This window comes from Leptolyngbya sp. Cla-17 (genome assembly GCF_016807185.1).
In the GTDB taxonomy this organism is placed as follows: domain Bacteria; phylum Cyanobacteriota; class Cyanobacteriia; order Leptolyngbyales; family Leptolyngbyaceae; genus ULC077BIN1.
Window position 1 is genome coordinate 385,312 of the sequence record NZ_JAEVYN010000003.1, and the last position, 15,821, is coordinate 401,132.

General features: G+C 48.9%; 13 protein-coding genes and 2 pseudogenes. 10 read left to right on the forward strand and 5 right to left on the reverse strand.

The genetic code is table 11. From position 1 onward, the window contains the following. The first annotated feature begins 35 nt into the window (after positions 1-35). The 8 genes and pseudogenes from JOY44_RS26465 (at position 36) to JOY44_RS26500 (ending at position 8,953) form a co-directional block, all read left to right on the forward strand. On the forward strand, positions 36-1,022 hold the full coding sequence (locus JOY44_RS26465; protein WP_171576538.1) for an FAD binding domain-containing protein: 987 nt from the start codon (positions 36-38) through the stop codon (positions 1,020-1,022). Further along, entirely contained in the window at positions 1,019-3,259 is a 2,241-nt protein-coding gene (locus tag JOY44_RS26470; RefSeq protein WP_171576539.1) for a xanthine dehydrogenase family protein molybdopterin-binding subunit, read from the forward strand. Before JOY44_RS26465 ends, JOY44_RS26470 begins: the two co-directional genes overlap by 4 nt. 1 nt (position 3,260) lies before the next feature. Beyond that, entirely contained in the window at positions 3,261-4,454 is a 1,194-nt protein-coding gene (locus JOY44_RS26475) for an XdhC family protein (protein ID WP_171576540.1), read from the forward strand. Then, the gene (locus JOY44_RS26480; RefSeq protein ID WP_242541889.1) at positions 4,414-4,962 is read left to right on the forward strand and encodes an NTP transferase domain-containing protein; all 549 of its coding nucleotides are present in this window, start codon (positions 4,414-4,416) and stop codon (positions 4,960-4,962) included. The genes JOY44_RS26475 and JOY44_RS26480 overlap by 41 nt, the downstream gene beginning before the upstream one ends. A gap of 237 nt (positions 4,963-5,199) precedes the next feature. Further along, a protein-coding gene (locus JOY44_RS26485; protein WP_242541884.1) for an IS630 family transposase occupies positions 5,200-6,077 on the forward strand; the annotation gives its coding sequence in 2 pieces (ribosomal slippage) (positions 5,200-5,529 and positions 5,532-6,077; 876 coding nt in all). A gap of 89 nt (positions 6,078-6,166) precedes the next feature. Beyond that, complete coding sequence (locus JOY44_RS26490; protein ID WP_171576542.1) at positions 6,167-6,868, forward strand: hypothetical protein; 702 nt, start codon at positions 6,167-6,169, stop codon at positions 6,866-6,868. A 359-nt stretch (positions 6,869-7,227) separates the two neighbouring features. Beyond that, positions 7,228-7,887 (forward strand): annotated as a pseudogene (nuoB, locus tag JOY44_RS26495) (NADH-quinone oxidoreductase subunit NuoB); the annotation flags it as partial. Positions 7,888-8,176: 289 nt separating this feature from the next. Then, the gene (locus tag JOY44_RS26500; RefSeq protein WP_203032190.1) at positions 8,177-8,953 is read left to right on the forward strand and encodes a CPBP family intramembrane glutamic endopeptidase; all 777 of its coding nucleotides are present in this window, start codon (positions 8,177-8,179) and stop codon (positions 8,951-8,953) included. Positions 8,954-9,550: 597 nt separating this feature from the next. Here JOY44_RS26500 and JOY44_RS26505 read toward each other — a convergent pair. The 5 genes and pseudogenes from JOY44_RS26505 to JOY44_RS26525 all read right to left on the reverse strand — a co-directional run bounded on the left by JOY44_RS26505 (position 9,551) and on the right by JOY44_RS26525 (position 13,682). After that, complete coding sequence (locus tag JOY44_RS26505) at positions 9,551-10,315, reverse strand: SDR family oxidoreductase (RefSeq protein ID WP_171576545.1); 765 nt, start codon at positions 10,313-10,315, stop codon at positions 9,551-9,553. Between the two features lie 335 nt (positions 10,316-10,650). Beyond that, on the reverse strand, positions 10,651-10,917 hold the full coding sequence (locus JOY44_RS33110) for a nuclear transport factor 2 family protein (RefSeq protein ID WP_171576608.1): 267 nt from the start codon (positions 10,915-10,917) through the stop codon (positions 10,651-10,653). Positions 10,918-11,419: 502 nt separating this feature from the next. After that, complete coding sequence (locus JOY44_RS26515; RefSeq protein ID WP_171576609.1) at positions 11,420-12,526, reverse strand: alkene reductase; 1,107 nt, start codon at positions 12,524-12,526, stop codon at positions 11,420-11,422. Between the two features lie 103 nt (positions 12,527-12,629). Next, positions 12,630-13,226 (reverse strand): annotated as a pseudogene (locus tag JOY44_RS26520) (amidohydrolase family protein); the annotation flags it as partial. Positions 13,227-13,331: 105 nt separating this feature from the next. Further along, positions 13,332-13,682 (reverse strand): winged helix-turn-helix transcriptional regulator, encoded by a 351-nt coding sequence (locus JOY44_RS26525; protein WP_171576547.1) that lies wholly within the window; start codon positions 13,680-13,682, stop codon positions 13,332-13,334. Positions 13,683-13,809: 127 nt separating this feature from the next. Here JOY44_RS26525 and JOY44_RS26530 point away from each other — a divergent pair, with 127 nt between their 5' ends. Both JOY44_RS26530 and JOY44_RS26535 read left to right on the forward strand, forming a co-directional pair. After that, positions 13,810-14,544: an SDR family oxidoreductase gene (locus JOY44_RS26530; RefSeq protein WP_171576548.1), complete on the forward strand. Its 735-nt coding sequence runs from the start codon at positions 13,810-13,812 to the stop codon at positions 14,542-14,544. Positions 14,545-14,581: 37 nt separating this feature from the next. Beyond that, complete coding sequence (locus tag JOY44_RS26535; protein ID WP_171576549.1) at positions 14,582-15,778, forward strand: MFS transporter; 1,197 nt, start codon at positions 14,582-14,584, stop codon at positions 15,776-15,778. Positions 15,779-15,821 lie beyond the last annotated feature (43 nt).

Here is a 15,821-nt window from a genome sequence, read left to right on the forward strand (position 1 = left end):
AATTTGGTTCTTAGCTCTCTATTCCCCTTCCCTATATGAAGCCATTCGCTTATCTACGGGTTACCGAACCCAGTACAGCTATCCAAGCAGCAACTAGCAACCAAACGAAATTTATCGCTGGTGGTACGAACCTCCTCGATTTGATGAAGGAAGGCATAGAACAGCCTGATCGTCTTGTTGATATCACTCGAATAAAACTGTCGCAAATTGAAACCACATCTAACGGGGTGCGAATTGGGGCGTTAGCAAAAAACAGTGATACTGCCAACCATCCGTTGATTCGCACCCGCTATCCGCTGCTATCACAAGCTTTGCTTGCGGGAGCATCGCCACAACTAAGAAACATGGCATCGGTCGGTGGCAATTTGCTGCAAAGAACTCGCTGCTACTACTTCTCCGATATGTCCATGCCTTGTAATAAGCGTCAACCAGGTTCTGGGTGCGCCGCCATTGAAGGATACAACCGCATTCATGCAATTCTGGGTACGAGTGACCAATGTATCGCGACTCATCCTTCCGATATGTGTGTGGCATTAGCAGCACTTGATGCTGTTGTACAAGTATCGGGAGCAAACGGCGATCGCTCGATTCCATTTTCGGAGTTTCATCGCTTACCAGGAGATACGCCACAGATCGATACGGCACTCCAACCGGGCGAGTTGATTACGGCGGTTGATTTGCCCAATTCACCGTTTGCTGAGCGATCGCATTATCTCAAAGTCAGAGATCGAACATCCTATGCGTTTGCGGTGGTTTCGGTGGCTTCTGCCCTAGAGATCAATAACGGCACGATTCAGAATGCGCGGATGGCATTGGGCGGTGTCGCACATAAACCTTGGCGATCGGTCGAAGCCGAAAAAATTCTGATTGGTGCGAAGCCGAATGAGCAAACCTTCCAGGCGGCGGCAGATGCAACTTTAAGGGGAGCAAAAGGTTACAAAGACAACGCCTTTAAAGTGGAACTCGCAAAACGGTCAATTGTGCGCTCGCTAACTATAGCAACAGAAGGGACAGCGGTATGAATCAAGCAAATCGGTCAATCAATGCAGTGACAGGCAAACCGATGGATCGGGTTGATGGTCGCCAGAAAGTGACGGGAATGGCGCAATACTCGGCTGAATATCCGCAACAGAATCTTGCCTATGCAGTCCTAATTGACAGTAAAATCGCCCGTGGATCAATTAAAACGATTGATACAAGTGCAGCAGAAAAAGCACCGGGAGTTCTTGCTATTCTCACCCATGCTAATGCCCCCAAACTCAAAGCCCTGCCAACTTTTACAGCCGGAGGAAGTGCAGCAGAGAACCGTACTCCCTTAAGCGACAACAATATTTATCACGCAGGTCAATACATTGGTGTGGTTGTTGCCGATACCTTTGAGCGCGCCACCCACGCCGCCGAATTAGTGCGGGTTGAGTATGCACAACAACCTCCACTAATCGAGATGGAGCGGCTGCGAAACCAAGCAGTCATACCGAAAGGCAAAGTAGGGCAAAAACCAGCAGATACGCTGCGCGGTAATCTTGAGCAAGGGTTGGCACAGGCACAGGTGCGGGTTGACGAAACTTACACCACACCCACCGAACACCACAACCCAATGGAGCCGCACGCCACAACCGCCGTTTGGGAAGGCGATCGCCTCACAGTTTACGATGCCACACAGAACAACTTCGGCACGCGCAAAACTCTAGCGGCAGCGTTTGGCATCCCCGAAGCAAACGTGCGCGTTATCTGCAAATTCATCGGCGGTGCCTTCGGTTGTAAAGGGACGATGTGGTCGCATGTCCCTCTAGCTGTCCTAGCCGCTCGTTATGTGCGTCGTCCGGTCAAGCTAGTGTTGACGCGCCCGGAAATGTTTACAGGTACGGGGTACAGGGCGCAGACAGAGCAACAAGTGATTCTGGCTGCTGCTTTAGACGGCAAGCTGACTGCTTTAGCTCACACCGGTATTTCTGATACTTGTGAAGAAGCAATTGGTGAGTTTGTCGAACCGTTCACAAGAGCGACTCCCATGATGTATGCCTGCCCGAATATGCGGCTTTCTCAGCGAGTCGTTCGACTAAACAAAGGGCAACCCACGTTTATGCGCGCCCCAGGTGAAGCTTCTGGAGTTTATGCACTCGAATCTGCCTTTGACGAACTTGCTTATCAGTTAAAACTAGACCCGATCGAGTTGCGCTTGCGAAACCACGCAGACACCGATCCTGATACAAACTTGCCGTGGTCGAGTAAGTCACTCAAGGAATGTTATCAACTGGGTGCTGAGAAGTTTGGCTGGTCGCGGCGAAACCCCGAACCGAGATCGATGCGCGATGGTCGGTATCTGGTGGGCATGGGCATGGCTAATGCAACGTACCCCGTAATTCATTTTCCTGCTAGTGCCGTCGCCAAAATTATGCAAGATGGTCGCGTGGTTGTCCAAAGCGGTACGCACGAGATGGGGACAGGCACGGCAACAGCCTTAGCACCCATAATTGCCGATGCACTGGGCATTACGATCGGGCGAGTGCGATTTGAACTGGGTGATACTGAACTGCCGCGTGCGCCAGTTTCCGGCGGTTCGGCAACCATCTCTTCAGTCGGGACTGCGGTAGCAGGAGCAACGCAAGCAATCCGTGCGAAGGTATTAGAAATAGCCCGTCAAGATAGCAGATCGCCGCTGTACAACATTCCAGATACAGAAGTTGTTGCTGAAAACGGACAGTTGTTTGTTAAGAGCGATCGCGCCAAAAGCGAAACCTATGAATCTATTCTCAAACGCAATAATTTGAAGGTGGTGGAAGCCAGCTTCGATGCCAAGTTTGACTCGAAAGATAAGAAGCATTCAATGCACTCATTTGGCGCACACTTTGCCCAGGTGCTCGTCGATCCCGATCTGGGTCAAATTCGGGTCAGCCGTTTTGTGGGAGCTTTTGGTGCAGGGCAAATCATGAATCTGAAAACCGCACGTTCTCAAATGATTGGTGGAATCACAATGGGCATTGGCATGGCGTTAATGGAAGAGACGATTACCGATTCACGCTCTGGGCACATCGTCAATCCTAATCTGGGCGAGTACCACGTCCCCGTGAATGCAGATATCCCCGCGATCGAAGCTTATTTTGTGGAAGAAAATGACCCATACATCAACTCGATTGGCGCTAAAGGAGTAGGTGAAATTGGAATTGTCGGTGTGGCGGCGGCGATCGCCAATGCGGTCTATCACGCTACCGGAAAACGTATTCGAGATCTGCCAATCACATTAGACAAATTAATCTGAAATGAGCAGTGAAATTCAATCAATTCTCAATGCTTTTGAGCAAAGCCAACGTCAAGGCAAAGCGGCGTTTCTCGCAACAGTAGTCGGCACTCAAGGATCAACCTATCGTCGTCCTGGTGCGCGCCTATTTATCACTGACGATGGCGAAACCGTTGGCTTGGTGAGTGGTGGCTGTCTAGAACGCGATCTTTTTGAACACACTCAGCTCATGCAAGACAATCGACCCAAGATTGTTACTTACGACCATACTGCTACCGAAGATATTCTATGGGGATTTGGACTCGGTTGCACTGGCACTGTGCAGGTCCTGGTTGAACCATTAAATCCGCCTCACGATTCGCTTACCTTTCTAGCTCAGTGTTGGCGCGATCGCGTTCCTGGAGTCTTAGTCAGCATCATTCAAGTTGAAGGCAGTGCCACTCAGTTAGGGGCTTGTCTGACGCTGACATCAGATTCAATTAGCGTGTTGGGTAAAACTGAGCCAGATTTAATCGATGCAATCATCCCCGATGCTCAATCAGTTCTACAACATCAACAGTCTGTGGTGAGGCAATATGAGCTTGCAACCCGACGAGTTCAAGTCTTGCTCGAATTCATTCAACCACCCATCCCCCTGTTGATTTTTGGTGCCGGTCAGGATGCCATGCCCATCGCTGAGTTTGCCAAAACTTTAGGCTGGCATGTAACAGTTATAGACTGTCGCGCCAATCCACTGAGTTACCAGCGATTTGCTAGCAGCGATCAAGTGATTCTCACCCGACGAGACACGCTCGATCGTCTCGCCATCCCAACCGGAGCAGTTGCCGTGATCGTAACCCACAACTACTACGACGATCTGGAAACTCTCAGAGTATTACTCCCGGCTTCTATTCACTACATCGGTTTACTCGGATCAAAACAGCGAACAAAACGACTGCTACAGGAACTGCAACAAGAAACAATCTACACCGAGGTGCAACTATCAAAACTCTACGCTCCAGTTGGACTGGATATTGGAGCGGAAATACCCGCCGCGATCGCGCTGGCGATTGTGGCAGAAATCCAAGCCGTCTTGAGCGGTCGTTCAGGCAACTCTCTCAAATATCGCAATGCATCCATTCATGAAACCTACCCAGATCGGATTACTCCTCCTCGCGGCAGGAGCTTCGAGGAGAATGGGAACGCCCAAGCAGTTACTGCCCATTCAAGGACGTAGCTTGCTTCGGCATCTCGCAGAAATTAGCATCGCGTCACTATGCGATCCGGTGATTGCAGTGCTAGGCGCATCTCCACATCAAATCCGCCCTGAAATTGAAGATTTACCGCTGCAAATTATTGAGAATCAGCATTGGCAATCGGGCATGGGAACCTCGATTAGTACAGGTCTAGCCGCGTTATTAGAACAGAAACCCACCTTGAAAGCAATGTTAATTTTAGTTTGTGACCAACCCTTCGTTTCGACAGCCCTGATCGATCAGCTAGTGGTAGCTTACCAGTCCACAAACTATCAGATTGTAGCAACGACCTATTTAGAAACCATTGGGGTTCCAGCTTTATTGAGCGATCGCTATTTTTCCGAACTCTTGCGGCTCAATTCAGATACTGGAGCAAGACAAATTATTCAACAACATCTCAACGAAACTTACACCATCGATTTTCCAAAAGGCGCGATCGATTTGGATACCCCAGATCAATATCAAGCGTTTCTCGCTCAATCTCATTGAGTTTAACTCTGAGGGCAATCATCTAGCGTGAGCCAAAATTGACTTCAAAACCTTCTCATCCCTCAGCGGTAGCGCGCACCCGAAGCGATGACGACTGCTCTGGTGTGAATTTGAGTTTGATTGTCCAGTATCAGGGTAAAGGGATAGCTCTCGCAATCAATCTTGTTATAGCTATTGCCAGGACCAATAGGACATAGACTGAGAGGTATCCCCAGCTATAGGAGGGTGAGTGCATCTATGGCAAAAGCGTACAGTTACGACTTGCGACAAAAGGTGATCAATGCCATCCAATTAGACGGCATGAAGCAGAGTGAAGCCGCCCAAGTGTTTCAACTCAGTCGCAACACGATTAATCTATGGCTGAAGCGACAGAAGGAAACTGGAGACTACCAAGCCAAAACAACTCGTCCCCATCGAACCAGCAGCAAAATCACCGATTGGGACAAGTTTGCCAAATTTGCCAAGCAGCATGGGGGCAAGACCCAAGCGCAAATGGTCGAGTTGTGGCAAGACCAACTCAGTGTTCGCACAATTTCCAGGGCGTTACACAAACTGGGCTTGAGTCGAAAAAAAAGACCTATGGCTACCTTGAACGCGATGAGCACAAACGAGCAGAGTTCCTAGAGCAGCTCGCCAAAGTGTCTTTATCCGACCGGGTGTACATCGATGAATCGGGAATGGATGAGCGAGAGGATTATGGATATGGTTGGTGTGAACCCGGTGTGCGATTTGAAGCACTCAAGTCAGGGCGACGGGGTCAACGAATCAATATGATTGCGGCTTACTGTGAGCACCAACTGAGTGCTGCTTTTACCGTGAACGGCTCTTGTAATCGAGTCGTGTTTGAAATCTGGCTAGAAACGTGTTTGCTGCCAACGCTTAAGCCTGGGAAGGTTTTGATTCTCGACAATGCCACGTTTCATCATGGGGGACGGGTTGCTCAATTGGTGGAGTCGGTAGGGTGTCGGTTGTTATATTTACCCGCTTATTCTCCAGATTTCAATCGGATTGAAAAGTGTTGGGCTTGGCTGAAAAGTCGTATTCGCAACAGCTTGTCTAGCTTTAGTTCTTTACGGCAAGCAATGGAGTCGGTCCTGAAAGATGCTGTGTCCTAACACTGTTGTCTGTAGCTATAACACGCAACACAAGCGTAGTCTCTCTAGAACTAATGAACTTTGAAAAGACAAAGCTACAGGACTGAACCATGCAATACCGTCATCTTCTGGCGCTCAGCGCACTATCATTTGCCTTTCCGGCTGCTGCCTCAGCTGCTGTTTACACTACGACAACCGGACAAACTCGCTTCGTGCTTGATTCAAGTCGCTCGCAACCGAGCGTGGAATACGTGAGCCGAATTCAAGGCAAAGATTGGATTGGGTCAGCGAATGTGTCTGGTGTTCCGGTGCCTGAGAGTGGTGTCTCACGCTATCGAGGCACGTTTCGAGATTTTCGTACTGGTTCCGGAGCGGAACAGGTTTGTACAGGCACGATCGACATGACTGACAATCGCCCTGGGCAAAGATTCTCAGCCACTTGGAACGTGACAGGCGGCAAAGCTTGTCCCGTCATCGGTCAGACTGTCACGCTCAATTTAGTGGCTGCCTTGCCCCGTCCCGATGCGCGTGGAGACTTTACACCTGCAAGCGTCGATCAGTGGAATGGTGGCACTCAATCTAGCACTTGGCGCGGGTGGAGAGTCGTGTCGGCTGAGGGCTTTCTCAACTGTCGCGCCACACCCAATGGGGCCATTCGTCGCACCTACAACGCGGGCGATCCGATCACTGCATTTCGTGATCGCTCCGGGCTGGCCATGACCACCTTTAACGGTGCTCCCTGGCTGCGAACTGCCGATAATTGCTTGGTTCGCGCTAACGCTCGCTTTGTGCAGCCAACTAACTCGTTCTAATCGCTTTGCTGCCCAATGACTCAGGTATGCGATCACTGCGGTATCGACATCAAACACCGTCAACATCTAATTCATCTGGCTCATGATAACGGTAAGAAAATCGGTTTACTGAATTAGTGCGCTTGCACTCTATAGCCCAGTGCTGAGCAATCGGTTAGAAGCATCAATAACTTAGGGGTTGATTATGGACATTGCAATTTTTTCAACTCAAGCATTACCCTTAGTCTTGAGATCGCTCACTCATATCGCCGCGAATCCAATATCTTGCAACTGGGATGTCGAATCAGTCGATCGCTGACCAACTATTTGTCGCCGTAAGCGAGCCTGTGGCCCTGAATTTTCCATATTGAGGAACTTTTATGAGTTTATCCGAGCCAACACCCAATGCTAATTTGAGCGCTGAAATTTCTATCATCAACCCAGTTTCACCTCCTTCTGTAACAGACAGCTTGTCTGAGAACATCATTCTCACCACTGTTGATGATCTCTACAACTGGGCAAAGATGTCGAGCTTATATCCTTTGTTGTTTGGAACTGCCTGCTGCTTTATTGAACTGGCAGCGTTAATCGCCTCTCGGTTCGACATTGAACGATTTGGGATGTTCCCACGGGCAAGTCCGCGTCAGGCAGATTTGTTAATTACAGCCGGAACCATCACGATGAAGATGTCTCCAGCCCTGATTCGACTATACGAACAAATGCCTGAACCGAAATATGTGATTGCGATGGGAGCCTGTACCATCACAGGCGGTATGTTTAGTGTTGATTCTCCCACGGCTGTCCGAGGCGTTGATAAACTAATTCCCGTTGATATTTACTTACCTGGATGTCCACCTCGACCAGAAGCAATCCTGGACGCAATTATAAAGCTCCGAAAAAAGATCGCGAATGAAAGCTTGCAGGAGCGCCGTAATAGCGAACAGACCCATCGTTATTACAGTCGAACACACACCATGAAAGTGGTTCCGCCTATGTTGACCGGGCAATATTTAGCCGCACAGTCGCGTCAATTCCCCCCGATAAATGCGATTGATCCTTCGCGTTCACTGTCTTTATTCCCTGAAGTGCCTAGCCTACAATCCGAGACTGACCTGCCATGAGTCGAATTGTTTTAACGGTATTCCTAAACAAGTAAGGATCAAATGATGGCGGATATTTCCTTTCTCTGAGGTCAAGCGAGATGATTTCTTGTCCAAGCTGTGAATCCCAACATACGGTCAAGAATGGCAGAATCAGATTGCAGTTTGTCCGCTTCGTCGCAGAGCGGTGGGGAATCTACCCGTACTAGATTGCAATTATGAGACAACCATGACCTTGATCGCTGCGTTCGTCAAGCGCTTCCCACTCATCACCTTTTTTGGTTTGGCCTACGGCTTCTCGTGGGGTAGCTACGCGATTTTATCTGGTCCTTTCCTTTTCCCTTGGGGTCCATGGTTCGCGGCACTGATCGTGGCGAGCGCTACCCTTGGCAAAGCCGGACTGAATGAGCTTTTGCGTCGTTGTCTGTACTGGCGGGTCGGACTCCTGTGGTACATCGTGGTGCTGACCGTTCCGATTGCGATCGCCCTGACCGCAGTAGCGCTTAACCTCCTAATGGGCGCGGCTGTGTCTACAACGATTCAGCTCAGCCCTTGGTACAGTTTCTTCTTCTTGTTTCCCTTAGCCCTGTTTGATGCTCCCCTGTTAGAGGAAACGGGCTGGCGTGGATATTCCCTACCCCAATTTCCCGCCGAGCGTTCGCCAATTGCCAACACCCTCATCCTTGCAGTGCTGATCGCTGGTTGGCATGTGCCGATTGCTTTAAGCGATCGCACCCTTGCAGCACCCTACTTGATCACCGCGATCGCTTCAGCCGTTGTGACGAATTGGGTGTATTACAACACTGATGGCAGCGCATTACTCGCTATGGTGTACCACACAGCAGCAAATACCATGGGAGGCGCAGGATTCAACGTCTTTCAACTGTTCTCAGGCCCAGACTATATTAGGGCGTGGTGGTGTTTAGCTGCCGTGAACTGGATGGCAGCACTCATCGTGATGCTGGTGAGTGGGCCGACGCTCGGGCGATCGCAGCGGAGCATGTAAAAGTGGAGGCTTTTCGCGTATTCGACTTCTCATCAACTACGCCGGATTTCTATCAATCCCGTTTCTCATGATTGTGGTTGTCTGCTTACCATCGACCTCGAATAGGGGGTAAAGATAGCGAAGACACTGTTGGCGAAACATTGCTTAACGCACTGAGAGACCTGAACTGCTGTCGTTCCTTAGCTGAAAGTCATTGGTTTTGTAAGTCGAGTAACGACGGAATAGGTAGTTCAGCTATGAAGAAATAATTCGCCAACAGTGTCAGCGAAGCTGTAACGAAGTGCCACGTAACGTCTGGAAGCTAGATTGCACAAGGATTACAGAAAGAATTTCGTGGTTTGGCTAAAACATCCCGGAAAATAGTCATTTACGGGCAAGTTTTGCAGAGGAAATTGCCTGAAACCCTAGTTCTATCGTGCATTTTATCAAAAACCTATCTATCATTTACGAGCAAGTTGCAAATTTTAGATTTTTAGCTGAACTGCTTGCTATGCAATCGTTTTAGAGGTCGAGTGGCACTTGGTTGCAGCCTCGCTACCTTTGGGCCTACTAGCGTTGATGATGTAGAGTTGGGCTGCGTTTTGTTATTGCGGTGTTTCACTCCCCAGATGCATTTTGGTTTATTATTTTGAACATTTGGCTCGGAGCTATTTTAGATGCTATTCGTAAAACTCGGGCTAATCCGATGGCAATTTCATAATTGTCTTTTCTGATGGCTTGCAAAGTTTTTTTAGCAACTTGTTCGGGCAGAATTCCTTTTGGCTGGCTGCTTTTCGCTCCCACTTTTTCGTGTAATTCGGTTTCAACCAGCGGCGGGGCGACATCGAAAACCTTAACGCTCGTTTCTTTAAGCTGATAACGAAGCGACTTGCTGAAAGATTGCATCGCGGCTTTCGTCGCGCAATAAATGGGCATTACCGCAATCGGCACAAATCCAAGTCCAGACGAAACGTTGACAACCGCAGCCTCTCGTTGTTTCAGCAACTGCGGCAATAATAAAAACGTCAGATGGATTGGCGCAGTCAAATTTGTTTCGATTTCGTTCTCGTTTAGAAAATCATCGGCGAGACTTGAGTCTTTTACTCGGAACTCACGCTCTATTCCGGCATTATTAACCAAAATGTTTAGATTCGAAAAATTCCCGGTCGTCCACTCAACCAGACTATTGCGTTGGTCAACATTGTTTAAGTCGGCAACGCGAATTTGTAATTTGGGAAGTTTCTGTTTTGCCGCTAGTAATGCCTCTGCGCGCCTTCCGCAAATTATCACATTGTTGTTTGCTGCTAAGAAGTGTTTGGCAAGAGCAAATCCAATTCCTGTTGCGCCGCCGGTGATTAAAATCGTGTTGTTTTCAATGTTCATCTTGAGGTTAAGATTATGTTTGAATTATACGGTAATTAAACATGGCTCAATAGCTGTTCTAGGGAGATGAGCTATGGGGAAAAGCCGAAAAGTCTGAACCAGATCCGTTCCAGCGTCTTTTGACCTCCGGCGCTGAAAAGCTTTACTAGTAAGCATTTCAAACCCTTATCTTCAAATACCTCCCCGGAATCCCTATTGAGCCTTAAATATAACCCTCAGCAGCCCAACGACAAGCTCACCGGACGCAGGTACACTTGAACATTCGCCGAGCAGTTTGCGACGTTCCGGTGTAGCGACTTATTATGCCGTCAGTGCAGTAAATGTCACGCACCTTCTCAAGAAGTCGGTTTGGATAAGTCTTGATCTGACGCTACGCTACGGTAGGTAAACTTCCACCCAGCACTTGTTCTCTTCAACTTTTCATGGATTCTTGCGAAGCCGAGAAAACCACCTGTACTAGCGTTGATGATGTAGAGATAGGCAATGATTTCGGCGCGATCTCCATTTACATGAACGATAGGATCGTGAACATAGTGGCGCGTTTCACCATTAGCAGAGGTTTGTGCGTAAAACCCGTTAAACCAAGCCTTGTAGGACTCCAGGCTATCCGCAGAACCAAAGGGTGTTTCACATTAGCACCTCATCGCTCCAGGTCTGGATGTTTTGTTCCAAGTCTCCAGAATCAAATGTTTGCTCTGCGATATAAAGCGTTGTCAGAATATCAATCCGTTCGTCCATTGGTTAATCTCCTGTACTGATTTGAAATTTGCCTTGACGCGACCCTAAAACGCCCAACAACTGCAACTGATATTCGAGATTTGCTCACGCCCCCACAATGCGTTCCGGACCCCAGATGCCAAACGGTGTGAAGTACAACAAGTGGGAGGTGAAAAAGCAGCAGGAGCCGCTTGACCTTGACGGGTAGTGTGGGAGGGGGGGGGAGAAACACCCTCCTCGACCCGATTATGCTCTGATCACCACATAGATCGAGTATAGGATTTGGTTGCCTCTGAAGTGAAACGCCAGCCATCAAACCACATGCTAATTCCCTTGCAATTTTAGGAACTTGCCTCTGAAGTGAAACGCCAGCCATCAAACCACATGCTAATTCCCTTGCAATTTTAGGAACGGGTAATCCGTATACCCTTGCTCTAAATTTTGATCGCTTTTACTGTATATGGTTGCAAAGTTGAGGTCGTTCAAAGGACTATTCAGAGTAAATCGCTCTGGCAAATCGGGGTTTGCGATGAACAACTTACCGAAGGAAACCAGATCTGCTTTGCCAGTCTCTAGCATTCGGTTTCCCTTAGATTTGTCATATCCGCCGTTTGTGATGATTAGACCTGAATAAAGGGGGCGAAAAGTCGAAATCACAGGATTGATCACATCACGGGTCTTGAGATCGTCTTCGCTCGGCTCCATCAAATGCACATACGCCAGCTTAAATTGATTGAGTTGTTCGATCGCATAGCTGAAGGTTGTCAAAGGATTTGAATCGTGTATCCCATAGAACGTATTGCTAGGCGATAGTTTAATCCCGACCCGATCATTCCCCCAAACCTGACAAACTGCTTCTACAATCTCCAGAAGAAATCGAGCGCGATTTTGAATTGAGCCGCCATATTGGTCAGTCCGCTGGTTGGAGCCATCTTGCAGAAATTGGTCAATCAAATAACCAAAAGCACCATGTAGCTCAACGCCATCAAACCCTGCCTGCATCGCATTTTTGGCTCCTTGGCGAAACTGCTCAATGATTTGAGGAATTTCATCAGTTTCCAGTGCGCGAGGTTTATCTAAAGTGACTTTGCCAGTGGGGCCATGCAGGGTGCCGATCGCTGCGATCGCACTTGGTGCAATGGGCAACTTACCGTTAAGCAGGGAGGGATGACTGACCCGCCCACTATGCCACAGTTGCAAAAAGATTTTGCCACCCTCGCGATGCACCGCATCCGTCACTTGCTGCCATGCTGTGACTTGCTCTGGGGAGTAAATGCCTGGACAGTTGACATAGCCGTTACTCAAGGATGAAATCATGGTGCATTCAGTGATGACTAACCCGGCTGAAGCTCTCTGGGCATAATAGTCTGCCATCAAAGGAGTGGGAATTGAGCCAACTGCTCGCAAGCGTGTCATCGGTGCCATGACCATCCGATTGGGTAGTGTGAAAGCTCCCATCTGGATTGGAGTCAATAAATCAATCTTCGCATTCATCATAGGAGCATCTCCAATAGGGATTCAATCAATCTAAAGCGCGGTGTAAAGACTTTATAGGTCTGCTTCATCTCCAAAAGTAGTTGATGCCGCTCACTACCCCAAGATTCTCTCCGGCACCATTCAGGCGATAGAAATCGTTGCCCTGCCCCATCTGAAGCGTGTTCACATAGTTAACAAAATCTTCATGCTCACGCCCAATATTTTGGGAGACCAAGTTGTAAGCAATCCGAACTGTTAACTGATCTGCTTCAGCTAACTGCTCAACGATGTTGTAGTTATCGGGGTAGCGTAATCCGCCTCCTGCTGCATCAATGACGCTGGTGATGCCAAGTCGATTTAGCTCTCGCATAAATTGCCGAGTCGAGTTGATTTCATCATCGGGGGAAAGCTGTTCTGCCAGGGCAAGGGCTGCCAAGAGCGATAGAGGACTGGGTTTAGCAACGATTAGACCCAAAGGGTTTCCGGCGCGATCGCGTTCAATTAAGCCTCCAGGCGGATCAGGAGTGTCTTTGGTATAGCCAATTGCTCGGAGAGCAGCCCGGTTGAGCAGTGCGCGATCGTAGAGGTTCAAGACAAAAACGGGTGTGTCTGGAGCGGCTGCATTGAGTTCTGCCAACGTCGGTAGACAAAGTTCTGCAAATTGAAACTCAGAAAAGCCTCCGATCACTCGTACCCATTGGGGGGTGGGGTTCGCTCTGAGTAGCTTCGTTTTCATTTACTTGTCCAAATGCATGCGATCGAAAAGCCACCTATATGAATGATTCAGCATCAACAGTGATTCTAGAAAGTGAGTTTACCGAGTTTATTGCACTTCGTCTTTAGAGGGAAACTGATTGTTTCGGTTCAAATGCGCTTCTCCCCAACTGCAAAGCACTTGTAAAACAGGTTCAAGACTTCTGCCGTAAGCGGTGAATGAGTATTCCACTTTAGGAGGCACATCTGGATACACATTTCGATGTACAATCGCATCTTTTTCCAGTTCTCGCAACTGCTGAATCAGCATTTTTTCCGTAATTTCAGGCATCAGCCGTTTCAGTTCACCAAACCGTTTTACCTCATCTTTCAAATGCCACAAAATCAAAATCTTCCATTTGCCCCCTAAGATTCTCAATGTCGTTTGCACAAATTCTGTGCCTACCGTTTGTTCAGACATCTACACCACCTCTACACCATCTGTGGATACTGACAAAAAAGTAAGTACTTCCAAAAATATCAGTATAAGTCTAACTTAGAAAGTGTTTACTCCATCTCCACTTTTTCCACTTTGAGGAATTAGTTCTATGTCATCTCTATCAGGAAAAGTTGCGATCGTCACAGGTTCATCTCGTGGCATCGGTCGTGGGATTGCTGAAAGATTAGGACGCGATGGCGCGTCAGTAGTGGTCACTTATGCTGGAGATCGAGACAAGGCGGAAGAGGTTGTTCAGGCGAGCGCCTCTGCTGGATCAAAAGCAACGGCAATTCAGGTCGATGTGCGAAAGCTAGAAGAGGTGAGATCGCTGTTTGAAGAGGCGATCACGCAGTTTGGCAAAGTCGATATTTTAGTCAACAATGCAGCGGGGAGAAACATCTTTAAACCCACCGCAGAAATGACTGAAGACGAATACAACAGTATGTTTGACATCACACGCGGCGTTTACTTTACGCTTCAGCAAGCCGCGCATCATCTCGCAGATGGGGGTCGTATTGTTAGCATCTCGACCAGTGGAACGACAATGGCAATTCCTACGGCTGGCGCGTATGCAGGCTGTAAGGAGGCGATTGAGCAGTTCAGTATGGGACTGGCAAAGGAATTGGGCGCACGGGGAATTACTGTAAACACGCTTTCTCCTGGCGCGACCGAAACCGATGGATTGGTACTGGAGCAAGCACAAGTCGATCAAATGATTGCCCAAACTTCGATGGGACGATTAGGTCAGCCGACCGATATTGCCAATGCGGTTGCTTTGCTGATGTCCGATGATGCTCATTGGATTACAGGTCAATCGATCCGTGCTAACGGTGGCATTGTTTAATTTAACTCAACGTCCAATCACCGACCAAGAGAACACCATGAGCCAACCAAACTCCAACTCATTTCCCACCAAAGCGACTCTCTTGCTCGTGAGTACGCTGACCGTGATGGCGGGGGCGACGATCGCGCCTTCCCTGCCTGCAATGCAAGAGCACTTTAAAGAAGTCCCCAATGCGGCTCTTTGGGTTCGACTGGTACTCACCCTGCCAGCCCTATTTATCGTCTTTGGCTCACTGATTGCGGGAGTAGTGGTCGATCGCTTTGGGCGTAAACCGCTTCTGCTAGCAGCGGTTGCTCTGTATGGGTTGGCTGGCGCGTCCGGCTACGTGCTCAACTCGTTATTCCACATCTTGATTGGACGAGCGTTTCTGGGGTTTGCCGTCGCAGGCATTATGGTCACTGCCACCACCTTGATCGCAGATTATTACACTGGAGCAACCCGCGCTGCCTTTCTCGGCTTGCAGGCTGCCTTTATGGGTTTAGGAGGCGTGGTCTTTCTGTCACTCGGCGGATTTCTGGCGGATCAAAACTGGCGCTCTCCGTTTTTGATCTATTTGTTTGCCTGGGTGCTGTTGCCACTGATCATTTGGGCAATCTCCGAGCCGCACCGAATGACACCTTCCACTCAAGGGAATACTCCCGGTTCTGGTTCCGGTTTTCCGGTCAAACTACTGGCGTTTCTCTACGGCGTGGCGCTGCTGACTCAAATTATCTTCTACCTGATTCCGGTGCAGTTGCCGTTTTACCTGAAAGAATTAGCGAACGCAAACGCGAGTCAAAGTGGACTGGCGATCGCCTTAGCAACCCTATTCAGCGCCATGTCGTCCTTCTTCTACGGTAAAGTCAAACAGCATTTTGGCTTCTTTAGCGTTCTGGTGCTGGCGTTTGGATTGATGGGCGCAGGCTACAGCATCATCGGACTGGTGAATAATTATGCGTTAGTGCTGGTTGGATTGGCGATCGCGGGGTCAGGGTTAGGGTTGCTAATGCCCAATCTAAATCTGTGGATTGCCTCTGAAGTTTCCGATGCGGCTCGAGGACGGGCGCTGGGAGGCTCGACAATGTTCTTTTTCCTAGGGCAATTTCTTTCACCGTTGGTTAGTCAGCCCGTCAGTCAAGCGGTTGGTTTAGGCACAACCTACGCTTTAGCGGGAGGGCTAATGCTGGTTTGTGGATTGGCTCTCATGGCTCTACAGCGCCCTATTTGTAGGCTGATTTCCACAAAAGCAGCGTGAGCTGCGAGTTCATTTTGTACTTTCATGCAAGGAAATAATCCTA

Bases quoted from the DNA above. Each gene is read 5' to 3' on its own strand.
- JOY44_RS26480 (WP_242541889.1), top strand. From the start codon at position 4,414: ATGGGAACGCCCAAGCAGTTACTGCCCATTCAAGGACGTAGCTTGCTT.
- JOY44_RS26500 (WP_203032190.1), top strand. From the start codon at position 8,177: ATGACCTTGATCGCTGCGTTCGTCAAGCGCTTCCCACTCATCACCTTT.
- JOY44_RS26515 (WP_171576609.1), bottom strand. From the start codon at position 12,526: ATGAATGCGAAGATTGATTTATTGACTCCAATCCAGATGGGAGCTTTC.
- JOY44_RS26470 (WP_171576539.1), top strand. From the start codon at position 1,019: ATGAATCAAGCAAATCGGTCAATCAATGCAGTGACAGGCAAACCGATG.
- JOY44_RS26535 (WP_171576549.1), top strand. From the start codon at position 14,582: ATGAGCCAACCAAACTCCAACTCATTTCCCACCAAAGCGACTCTCTTG.
- JOY44_RS26465 (WP_171576538.1), top strand. From the start codon at position 36: ATGAAGCCATTCGCTTATCTACGGGTTACCGAACCCAGTACAGCTATC.
- JOY44_RS26490 (WP_171576542.1), top strand. From the start codon at position 6,167: ATGCAATACCGTCATCTTCTGGCGCTCAGCGCACTATCATTTGCCTTT.
- JOY44_RS26505 (WP_171576545.1), bottom strand. From the start codon at position 10,315: ATGAACATTGAAAACAACACGATTTTAATCACCGGCGGCGCAACAGGA.
- JOY44_RS26525 (WP_171576547.1), bottom strand. From the start codon at position 13,682: ATGTCTGAACAAACGGTAGGCACAGAATTTGTGCAAACGACATTGAGA.
- JOY44_RS26530 (WP_171576548.1), top strand. From the start codon at position 13,810: ATGTCATCTCTATCAGGAAAAGTTGCGATCGTCACAGGTTCATCTCGT.
- JOY44_RS26475 (WP_171576540.1), top strand. From the start codon at position 3,261: ATGAGCAGTGAAATTCAATCAATTCTCAATGCTTTTGAGCAAAGCCAA.